Genomic DNA, 11,888 nt, shown 5'->3' with positions numbered 1-11,888 from the left:
GGGTGGTCCCGGAAACCGGGGGTGGCCGGAAACGCCCGTCCGGCCCGCGGCTACTCCTGGCCGCGCAGCCACTCCTCCACGATCTCGGCGGTCAGGGCCGAGTCCTCGCGGATCATCGACAGGTGGTCGGCGTCGACGCCGACCACCCGGGCGCCCGGGACGAGCGGTTCGGCCTGGGGGCGCTGCTCGATGGGGGCCTCGTCCACGCCGGCCAGGGCGCGGTCGCAGGTGATCAGCAGGACGGGGGCCGTGGTGTGGTGGACCTCCAGGCGGTTGAGCAGGACCATCCAGCGGCCCATGGCGGACAGCCGGGAGTTGGTCAGCCGCACCGGCGAGTCGGCGCCGGTGAAGTTGAGCCGCATCATGCCGGTGTAGTCGGTGCCCTCGTCCGCGTTGTGCTGGAAGCTCAGCGTGTCGAAGAGGACGACGCCCGCCGGCCGGATGCCCCACGTGTGCTCCAGCAGGCCGGCCGCGGCGTAGGCGAAGGAGCCGCCGGAGGAGTGGCCGGCGAGGACGAACGGGTGGCCGTCACTGGCGCGCAGGGCGCTCTCGGCGATCACCCGGGTGGCGACCTCGGGGGTGGCGGGCAGCCGTTCGCCGGTGGCAAAGCCGACCAGCGGGAGCGCCGACACCTCGCGCTCGCCGCGGAAGTGGGCGGCGAGCCGGGAGTACTGGTGCACGCCCGCGTTGGCCGTCGGCGCGCTGACGCAGATCAACCGGGTCGGGCGGGGCCCCTCGGCGAGGCGGGTCGCCCAGGGCAGGTCCTCCAGTTCGGCGGTCGCCTCGAAGGTGGGGCGAAGCGCCGCGACGGTGGCGAGCATGCGCTGGGCCTCGGGCACCTTGCCGTTGGCCAGGGCGTCGGTGAACAGGCGCTCCAGGGAGTCCAGTTCGGGTTCGGCACCGGAGCCGAGCACGGCCGCGCCGGTGCCGTCCTCGGTGGCCTGGTCGGCGAGTTCGCTGCGGATCCAGGTGGCGAGTTCGACCGGCGAGCGGCTGTCGAAGACGACGGTGGCGGGCATCCGCAGGCCGGTGACAGCGGCGATCCGGTTGCGCAGCTCGACGGCGGTGAGCGAGTCGAACCCGAGCTCGTAGAAGTCGCGTTCGGCGTCGACGGCCTCCGGGGAGGGGTGGCCGAGGACGGCGGCGGCTTCGGCGCGGACGGTGTCGACGAGGTAGTGCATGCGCTCGCGCTCGTTGAGGTCGAGCAGCTGCCGGGTGAAGCCGACGGCCGCGTCGGCGCCGCTCCCGCCGCCGCCCGCGGCGGTGCGCCGGGCGGCGCGGACGAGTCCGCGGAACAGCGGCGGCACCTCGCCCTGGGGGCGCATGCCCCCGGCGGCCAGGCCCATCGGGATGACCAGCGGTTCGGTGGACCCGAGGGCGGCCTCGAACAGGGCGAGGCCCTGCTCGACGGAGAGCGGCGGGATGCCGCCGGACTGCATGCGCCGCATGTCGGTCTCGCTGAGTTCGCTGGTCATGCCCGCCTCCTGGGCCCACGGGCCCCAGGCGAGCGAGGTGCCGGCGAGGCCGAGCGACCTGCGGTGGTCGATCAGGGCGTCCAGGAAGGCGTTGGCCGCGGCGTAGTTGCCCTGGCCGGGACTGCCCATGACGCCCGCGATGGACGAGAAGACGGCGAACTGGGCGAGGCCGAGGTCGCGGGTGAGCTCGTGGAGCTGCCAGACGGCGTCGACCTTGGGCCGCAGGACGGCGGACAGTCGCTCGGGGGTGAGCGCGGTGACGATGCCGTCGTCCAGGACACCGGCGGTGTGGATGACGGCGGTGAGCGGGTGTTCGGCGGGGATGCCGGCGAGCAGGGCCTCGGTGGCGGCGCGGTCGGCGGTGTCGCAGGTGACGACGCGGGCCTCGGCGCCGAGCGCCGCCAGGTCGGCGAGGAGCTCGGCAGCGCCGGGGGCGTCCGGTCCGCGCCGGCTGGTGAGCAGCAGGTGGCGGGCGCCGGTGACGGCGAGCCGGCGGGCGAGGTGGCGGCCGAGCGCGCCGGTGCCGCCGGTGATCAGGACGGTGCCGTCGGGGTCGCGCTCGACGGGCATGGTGAGGACGGTCCGGCGCGCGGATTCGCAGACCGTGAGCGCGGTGCGGGCGTCGCGGATGTCGTGTGCGGCGACGGGCTGGGCGGTGAGCTCCCCGCGTCCGGCGAGGGCGGCGAGCTCCGCGAGGATCGCGGCGGTCCCGTCCGCGTCCGGTACGGGCAGCCGGCCGAAGGCGGCGTCGTCGAGGACGAGGTCGGTGCCCGCCGCCGCGCGGTCGGTCAGCCGCTCCGGCGGCAGTCCGTGGCCGAGCAGGGCCTCGCGCAGCCCGTCGGGGGCGGTCGCGGAGACGTCGGCACCGAGGAGCAGGGCGAGCTCGACGGCGGCGGTGGCCGGTCCGGCGGCGGTGGCGTGGACGTGGACGGTCCGGCCGGACCGGGCGGCGGCCGGGCCGCCGAGGGCCCGCCACGCCGGGACGAAGTCGGCGGCCAGTGCGGCGGCGGCCTCGATGGACCAGCCGTCGGGCAGCGGGGCCAGCAGACGCCGGTCGGCGACCGCCTTCGGCCCGGCGGGCAGCACGCCGAACACCTCGTCGCCGGGGCGCAGGTCCGGCACGCCGGAGCCGACCGCCGTCACCACACCGGCTGCGCCGGCGCCGTGTGCGTGGACGGCGGCGGCCTTGACGGCCACGGCCACCTGCCCGGCCGCGGGCGGCTCGGCCGCCTCGGGGCAGGGCACGAGGGCCGGGTCCTCGCCCAGCGGGCCGTCCAGGACCCACGGAGTACCGGCCGGGGGCAGCAGCCCCGCCGCGTCCGCGAGCCGGGCCAGCCGGCCGACCCGCAGGGCGCCGCCGCGGACCGCGAACTGGGCCTCGCCGTCGGCCAGCAGGCCGGGCAGCAGCGGCAGCACGGCGGCCACGTCCTGCGTCCGCTCGACGTCGAGCAGGGCGAAGCGGCCGGGGTGCTCGGAGTTCGCCGTGCGCGCCAGGCCCCAGGCGGCGCCGCCTGGCAGGTCGCGGACGGTGTCGCCGTCGGCGGCCCGGACGGCGCCCCGGGTCACGAACACCAGCCGGGAGGCGGCGGCGCGGTCGTCGGCCAGCCACTCCTGGACGAGGGCGAGCACGCGGGTGGTGTGCGCGTGGACGGCCGCGGGGACGTCGCCGGCCGGGCCGTCCAGCGCGACCAGGACGAGGTCGGGCACCCGGCGGCCGAGGTCGGCGAGGGTCGCGGCCGAGGAGCCCGTGCCGTAGACGTCCCGGCCGAGGGCGGTGCAGCTCGGCGCCGTGGCGGCGGGCGGCGTGGCCGGGGCGGGGACCCACTCGATCCGGAACAGCGGGTCTCGGCCGGTGCGGGCGGCGGCCGCGGCGGCCTGCGGGGCGCGCAGGACGACCGAACCGACCGTCAGCACCGCGCCGCCCGCCGGGTCGGTGGCGGTGACGGACACCGTGTCCTCGCCGAGGCGGGCCACGCGCACCCGCAGGGCGGCCGCTCCCCCGGCGTGCAGGGCCACGCCCTGCCAGGCCCGGGGCTGCGGCAGCTGCTCCTCCGAACCGACGCCGATCAGCACGGCGGCGTGCAGGGCGGCGTCCAGCAGGGCCGGGTGGAGGCCGAAGTAGCGGGCGTCGTCGGCGGGTTCGCCGTCCAGCTCGACCTCGGCGAACACCTCCTCGCCACGCAGCCAGGCGGCGCGCAGCCCCTGGAACGCCGGGCCGCGCCCGGGCTCGCGGTAGAAGCCGTCCAGGTCGACGGCGAGCGCGCCGGCCGGCGGCCAGGCCGCCTGGGCGTAGTCCGGCAGGTCGTCGTCCTGGGGCACGAGGGTGCCGGTGGCACAGCGCGTCCACGGCTCGTCAGGGGCGCCGTCGCCGGGGCGGGCGTAGCAGGCCACCGGGCGGGAGCCGGTGCCGTCGGGCGCCCCGACGCGCACCTGCACGACGGGTTCGTCGTCCTCGGCGAGCGGCAGCGGGTCGCCGAGCGTGAGCTCCGCGATCCGGCCGCAGCCGACCTGGTCGCCGGCCCGGACGGCCAGTTCGACGAAGGCGGCGGCGGGGAAGGCCGGCCGACCGCCGATCCGGTGGTCGAGCAGCCACGGGTGGACGCGCAGCGCGAGGCGGCTGGTGAAGAGCACGCCGTCCGTGTCGTCGGCGAGCGGGACGGCGGCGCCGAGCAACGGGTGGTCGGCCGGGACGAGGCCGACGGAGGCGACGTCGCCGGAGAGGGCGGCCGGGCGGGGCCAGTAGCGGCGGTGGTCGAAGGCGTAGGTGGGCAGGTCGACCCGGCGGGCGCCGGTGCCCTCGAACAGGGCCGCCCAGTCGACCGGGACGCCGGCCGCGTGGAGCGCGGCGAGGGCGGTGAGCAGGGTGCGCTCGTCGGCGCGGTCCTTGCGCAGGGCGGCGGCGCGGACGCAGTCGGCCGCGTCGTCGCCGAGGCTCTGTTCGGCGAGGGCGGTGAGGACGCCGTCGGGGCCGAGTTCGAGGAAGGCGGTGGCCCCGGCCTCGCGCAGCGCGCGGACGCCGTCGGCGAAGCGGACGGCCTCGCGGACGTGGCGCACCCAGTAGTCCGGGGTGGTGAACTCGCCGCCCAGGGTGCCGGTCAGGTTGGAGACCAGCGGGATCGACGGCGCGCTGTAGGACAGGCCGTCGAGGACCTCGCGGAAGTCCGCCAGCATCGGGTCCATCAGCGGCGAGTGGAACGCGTGCGAGACGCGCAGCCGCGCGGTCCGGCGGTCGGCGAAGTGCGCCTCGATCCGCGAGACGGCCTCCTCCGCGCCCGAGACGACCACGGACGTCGGGCCGTTGACGGCGGCGATCGACACGAAGTCCCCGAGCAGCGGCAGGACTTCGTCCTCCTCGGCCTGCACGGCGAGCATCGCGCCGCCGGACGGCAGCGCCTGCATCAGCCGGCCGCGCGCGGCCACCAGGGCGCACGCGTCGCCGAGCGGGAACACCCCGGCGACGTGTGCCGCCGCGATCTCGCCGATCGAGTGCCCGGCCACGAAGTCCGGCCGCAGGCCCAGGGATTCGACGAGCCGGTAGAGCGCCACCTCGACCGCGAACAACCCGGCCTGGGCGTACTCCGTCCGGTTCAGCAGGTCCGCGTCCTCGCCCCACACGACCGTGCGCAGCGGCTGGTCCAGGTGCTCGTCCAGCACCGCGCACACCGCGTCGAAGGCGTCCGCGAACACCGGGAAGCGCGCGTACAGCTCCCGGCCCATGCCGAGGCGCTGGGAGCCCTGGCCGGAGAACAGGAAGGCCGTCGCGCGGTCGGCCGCGACGCCGCGGGCGACCTCGGTCAGGCCCTCGCTGCACGCGAGCAGCACGGCCCGGTACTCGAAGGTGGAGCGTCCGGAGGCGAGCGAGAACCCGATGTCCAACGGGGAGAGTGCGAGGGCGCGGGCGCGGGCGAGGTGGGTCTCCAACGCGTCCTCGGAGCGGCCGGAGAGCACCCACGGGACGACGGCGGGCAGCACCCGCTGGTCCTCGGTGTGCTCGGGCACCGCGGGGGCCTGTTCGAGGATCACGTGCGCGTTGGTGCCGCTGATCCCGAACGAGGACACCCCGGCGCGCCAGGGCCGGTCGACCTCGGGCCACGGCCGGGCCTCGGTGAGCAGGTCGATCGAACCCGCCGTCCAGTCCACGACGGCGGACGGACGGTCGATGTGCAGGGACTTGGGCAGCACGCCGTGCCGCATGGCGAGCACGGTCTTGATCACCCCGGCGACGCCGGCGGCGGCCTGGGTGTGGCCGATGTTCGACTTCAGCGAGCCGAGCAGCAGCGGCCGTTCGCGGTTCCTCCCGTAGGTGGCGAGGAGGGCCTGGGCCTCGATCGGGTCGCCCAGGGCGGTGCCGGTGCCGTGCCCCTCGACGGCGTCGACCTCGGCAGGCGACAGTCCGGCGCTCGCCAGGGCCTGGCGGATGACGCGCTGCTGGGACGGGCCGTTGGGCGCGGTGATGCCGTTCGAGGCGCCGTCCTGGTTGACGGCGCTGCCGCGCACGACCGCCAGCACCGGATGCCCGTTGCGACGCGCGTCGGACAGCCGCTCCAGGACGACCATGCCCACGCCCTCGGACCAGTTGGTGCCGTCGGCGGCGTCCGAGTAGGCCTTGCAGCGGCCGTCCGCGGCGAGTCCGTTCTGGACGGTGAAGCCGGCGAAGCTCACCGGGGTGGTCATCACCGTGACACCACCCGCGAGCGCGAGTCCGCACTCGCCGCCCCGCAGCGCCTGGGCGGCCCAGTGCAGGGCGACCAGGGAGGACGAGCACGCGGTGTCGACGGTGACGGCCGGGCCCTCCAGGCCGAGCGTGTAGGAGATCCGGCCGGAGAGCACGCTCGACGCGAGGCCGGTGCCGGCGTGGCCGCCGATGTCCTCGCGCGAGTTCATCATGAGCGTCGCGTAGTCGAGGCCGTTGGTGCCGACGAAGACGCCGGTGCGGCTGCCGCCGAGCTTCTGCGGATCGACGCCGGCGCGCTCCAGGGCCTCCCATGAGGTCTCCAGGAGGAGACGCTGCTGGGGGTCCATCGCGAGGGCCTCGCGCGGCGAGATGCCGAAGAAGGCGGCGTCGAAGTCGGCGACGGCGTCGATGAAGCCGCCTTCCAGGGTGGCACTGCGGCCGCGGCCGTCGCGGTCGCCGACGAGCAGCGTGCGCAGGTCCCAGCCGCGGTCCCGGGGGAAGCCGGCGATGCCGTCGCCGCCCTCGGAGACCAGGCGCCACAGCTCGTCGGGCGAGGTGACGCCGCCGGGCAGGCGGCAGGCCATGCCGACGATGGCGATCGGGTCGGTGTCGTCGGCCGCGGCCCGCGCGGCGGGGAGCAGCGGGTCGGCGGGGGTGTCGAGGAGCTCGGCCAGGAGGTGCTCGGCGAGGGCCTGGCCGGTCGGGTAGTCGTAGACGGAGGTGGCCGGGAGCTTGAGGCCGGTGGCCGCGCCGAGGCGGACGGGCAGCTCCACGGCGGTCAGGGAGTCGAAGCCGAGGTCGCGGAACTTGCGGTCGGGGGCGACTGCGGAGCGGTCGGCGTAGCCGAGCACGGCGGCGACGTGGGTGCGGACCAGGTCGGTGAGCAGGGCGGTGCGCTCGGCCGGAGTGAGGGCGCGCAGGCGGCCGGTGAGCTCGGAGGCGGCGGTCGCGTAGTCACGGCGGGCCGCGGCGGCGGCCTCCAGCGCGGGCCGGGCGGCCGGGAGGTCGCGCAGCAGCGGGTTGCCGCGCAGGCCGACCAGGCTCTCCAGGACCTGCGGCTGGGTCAGGTCGAGCAGCACGAGCGCGGGGGCCGGGCGGGTGACGGCCTGGCGCAGCGCGGCCAGGGCGAGCTCGGGGTGCAGGGCGGGGACGGCGGCGCGCTGGGTGCGTCCTTCGTCGTCGGCCGGAGCGCCCGAGTCGATGCCGGCGGCCTCGGCGCCGATCCAGGCGCCCCAGGCGACGGAGGTGGCGGGCAGGCCCTCGGCGCGGCGGCGCTGGGCGAGCGCGTCCAGGACCGCGGCGGGGGCCGCGAGGGTGGCGCGGCCGGGGGTGCCGACGGCGCCCGCGACGGAGGAGCAGAGCACGAAGGCCGTCAGGTCGAGGCCGCGGGTCAGCTCGTCCAGGTGGCGGGCGGCCTCGGCGCGGACCCGGTGGACGGCGGCGAGGCGCTCGGGCGTCAGGTCGTCGAGGACGCCGTCGTCGAGCGTGCCCGCCGCGTGGACGACGGCGGTGAGCGGGGCGTCGGCGGGGATCGCGGCCAGCAGGGCGGCGAGGGCGGCACGGTCGGCGACGTCGCAGGAGGCGGTCGTCACGACGGCGCCCAGGCCGGTCAGCTCCTCGGCGAGGTCGGCGGCGCCGGGGGCGTCGGGGCCGCGCCGGCTCGCCAGCAGCAGGTGGCTCGCGCCCGCGGCGGCGAGTTGCCGGGCCACGGCCGCGCCTCGGCCGCCGGTGCCGCCGGTGATCAGCACCGTGCCCAAGGTCTCCCCCGGCGTCCAGCCCGCGTCCGGTGCGCCGGCCGGGGCCGGAACCAGGCGGCGGACGTGGACGGCGGCGGTGCGGATCGCGATCTGGTCCTCGCCGTCGGTGCCGGCGAGCGCGGCGGCCAGGCGGCGCACCGCGGACCGGTCGGGGGCCTCGGGCAGGTCGACGAGACCGCCCCACTGCTGGGGGTGCTCCAGCGCGGCGACCCGGCCGAGGCCCCACACGGCGGCCTGCTCGGGTGCGGCCGGCGCTTCGGTGCGGGCCACCGCGACGGCGCCGCGCGTCAGGCACCACAGCGGCGCGGTGACGTCCGCGTCGCGCAGCGCCTGGAGGAGTCCGAGGGTCGCGGCGGCCGGGCCGGTGCCCCGGCCGAGTGCGAGGAGGGACAGCACGCCGCTGAACGGGCGGCCGGTCGAGGGCAGTCCGCGCAGCAGCGCGGCGAGCTCGGCTCGCTCCGACGTGGGCACGGAAAGGCACAGGGCGTCCGGTCCGACCGCCTCGCAGGCCGCCTCCGTCCACGCCTCGTCGCCGTCCTCGGCGGGCGTCACCACCAGCCACGGGCCGGAGGGCCGGGCCGTCGAGCCGCCCGGCAGCGCACGCCAGGACTCGTGGAAGCGCAGGGCGTCCAGGAGCGACTGGTCGCGGTGGTGGCGCCGCCACGCGGACAGGGCTGGGAGGACCGCGCCGAGCGCCTCGCCGTCCACGGCGAGGTCGGCGGCGAGCGCGTCCAGGTCCTCGCCCTCGACTGCGGCCCAGAAGCGGGCGTCCAGCGGGTCGTCCGGCGCGGCGGCGCCGGGGCGTCCGCCCGCCGGGGCGTGCGTCCGGGGCCAGTAGCGCTCGCGCTGGAACGCGTAGGTCGGCAGGTCGACGCGCCGGGCGCCGGTGCCGTCGAACAGACGCGCCCAGTCGACCGGCGTGCCGGCGACGTGGAGGCAAGCGAGCGCGGTCAGCAGGGCGCTCTCCTCGGGGCGGCCGCGGCGGCCGGCCGGCTCGACGACCACGTCCGCGGCGTCCGCGAGGGTCTGCCGGACGGCCGGGGACAGGCCCGCGGTGGGGCCGAGCTCCAGGAAGTCGGTCGCACCGGCGGAGTGCAGCGCGCGGATCCCGTCGGCGAAGCGGACGGCCTCGCGGACATGGCGGACCCAGTAGTCGGGGGTGGTGACGTCCTCGCTGTCGAGGGAGCCGGTGAGGTTGGAGACCAGCGGGATCGACGGCGCGCGGTACGTCAGCCGCTCGAGGACCTCGCGGAAGTCCGCCAGCATCGGGTCCATCAGCGGGGAGTGGAAGGCGTGCGAGACCTGCAAGCGGGTGGTCCGGCGGTCGGCGAAGTGTGCCTCGATCCGCGAGACGGCCTCCTCCGTACCGGAGACGACCACGGAGGTCGGGCCGTTGACGGCCGCGAGCGAGACGGACTCGCCCAGCAGCGTCAGGACTTCGTCCTCCGTCGCCTGCACGGCGAGCATCGCGCCGCCCGCCGGCAGCGCCTGCATCAGCCGGCCACGAGCCGCCACCAGGGCACAGGCGTCGTCCAGGCCGAACACTCCGGCCACGTGCGCCGCCGCGATCTCGCCGATCGAGTGGCCCCCGACGAACTCGGCGCGCACGCCCAGCGATTCGACGAGGCGGTAGAGCGCCACCTCGACCGCGAACAGCCCGGCCTGGGCGTACTCCGTCCGGTTCAGCAGCTCCTCGTCCGAGCCCCACACGACCTCGCGGACGGGCAGGTCGAACTGCGCGCAGACCGCATCGAAGACCTCGGCGAACACCGCGAAGCGCTCGTACAACTCCTGCCCCATGCCGAGGCGTTGGGCACCCTGCCCGGAGAACAGCACTGCCGTCCTGCGCTCGCCGTCGGCGACGCCGCGCGCCACCTCGGCACCGTCCAGCAGCACCGCCCGGTGCGCGAAGCGCGACCGCCCGGCGGCCAGCGAGAGGCCGATGTCGGCCGGCGAGGCGTCCAGGCCTTCCAGCCGGCCGAGTTGGGCGTCCAGCGCGGCCTCCGACTTGCCCGCCAGCACCCACGGCACGACGACCGGCGCCACCGACGGCTCCGGCACCACCGCCTCGGCCGGCGGGGCCTGCTCGACGATCACGTGCGCGTTGGTGCCGCTGATCCCGAAGGCCGAGACGCCCGCGCGTCGGGGCCGGCCGGTCTGCGGCCACTCCTCGGCCTGGGTGAGCAGCCGGATGTCACCGGCCGACCAGTCGACGTGCGAGGACGGCGCGTCCACGTGCAGCGTGCGGGGCAACACGCCGTGCTGCATCGACAGCACGGCCTTGATCACGCCGGCCGCACCGGCGGCGGCCTGGGTGTGGCCGAGGTTGGACTTCAACGAGCCCAGCAGGAGCGGCCGTTCGCGGTCCTGCCCGTAGGTCGCCAGGAGGGCCTGGGCCTCGATCGGGTCGCCCAGGGTGGTACCCGTACCGTGGCCCTCGACGAAGTCGACCTCGGCGGCCGACAGGCGGGCGTTGGCGAGGGCCTGGCGGATGACGCGCTGCTGGGACGGGCCGTTGGGCGCGGTCAGGCCGTTGGAGGCGCCGTCCTGGTTGACGGCGCTGCCGCGCACGACGGCGAGCACGGGGTGCCCGTTGCGGCGCGCGTCGCTCAGCCGCTCCAGCACCAGGACGCCCGCGCCCTCCGACCAGCCCGTCCCGTCCGCGCCCTCCGCGAACGCCTTGCAGCGCCCGTCCGGAGCCAGCCCGCCCTGGCGGGTGAAGCCGGGGAAGCCGAGCGAGGACGACATCACGGTGACGCCGCCGGCCAGGGCCAGCGTGCACTCGCCGCTGCGCAGCGACTGGGCGGCCAGGTGCATGGCCACCAGCGACGAGGAGCACGCCGTGTCGACGGTGACCGCCGGGCCCTCCAGGCCGAAGGTGTAGGAGATCCGGCCGGAGACCACGCTCGCGGCCAGGCCGGTGCTCGCGTGGCCCTCGATGTCCTCCTGCGCGTTCATCACGAGCGTCAGGTAGTCCTGGCCGCCGGTGCCGACGAAGACGCCGGTCCGGCTGCCGCGCAGCGCCGTCGGGTCGATCCCGGCGCGCTCGACGGCCTCCCAGGACGTCTCCAGCAGGATCCGCTGCTGCGGGTCCATCGCGAGGGCCTCGCGCGGCGAGATGCCGAAGAACGCCGCGTCGAAGTCGGCCACCCCGTGCAGGAAGCCGCCCTTGGCGGTGGCGCTGCGCCCCCGGTCGCCGGGGCCGCCGCCGAGCAGGGTGTCGAGGTCCCAGCCGCGGTCGGTCGGGAAGTCCGAGATGCCCTCGCGGCCCTCGGCGACCAGCGCCCACAGCTCCTCGGGCGTGCCGATCCCGCCGGGCAGGCGGCAGGCCATGCCGACGATCACGATCGGGTCGTCGGCGGTGGCGGCGGCCACCGCGGCCGGGACCACCGGCTCGGCGTGCTGCCCGAGCACCTCCGCGAGCACGAGGTCGGCGATGGCGGTGGGGGTCGGGTGGTCGAAGACCAGGGTCGCCGGGAGGCGCAGGCCGGTGACGGCGGTCAGCCGGTTGCGCAGTTCCAGCGCGGTGAGGGAGTCGATGCCGAGGTCGTGGAAGTCGCGGTCGGCGGCGACGGCCTGCGGGGAGGCGTGGCCGAGGACGGACGCGGCCTCGGTGCGGACCAGGTCGACGACGTGCCGCAGCCGGTCGGCCTCGCGCAGCTCGTACAGACGCGCGGCAAGGGCGGCGAAGGCCGTACCTCCGGCGCTCGCGGCCGTGCGACGGCCGGCGGGCAGGAGGGCGCGGAACATCGTCGGCACCTCGCCGCGCGGGCGGGCACCGGCGGCCATGCGGCCGGTCGCGACCAGGTAGGGCTCGTCGACGGCCATCGCGGCGTCGAGCAGGGCGAGGCCCTGGTCCTCGGTGAGGGGCGGGACGCCGGAGGCGCGGATGCGGTGCAGATCGGCCTCGGAGAGCGTGCCCGTCATACCGGCCGTGGGCATCCAGGCGCCCCAGGCCAGGGACTGGGCGGCCAGGCCCTG

Annotated in this window: 1 protein-coding gene; it reads right to left on the bottom strand. The window is 76.8% G+C overall.

Features of this window, described 5'->3' with window-relative positions; translation table 11 throughout:
• Positions 1-50: 50 nt before the first annotated feature.
• Positions 51-11,735, bottom strand: coding sequence for a type I polyketide synthase (locus ACZ4W5_RS19145; protein ID WP_465655717.1), 11,685 nt, complete (start codon positions 11,733-11,735; stop codon positions 51-53).
• Between the last annotated feature and the right edge of the window lie 153 nt (positions 11,736-11,888).

The organism is Kitasatospora sp. NPDC029367 (assembly GCF_055569135.1).
This window is presented reverse-complemented; position numbering and strand designations above follow the sequence as displayed.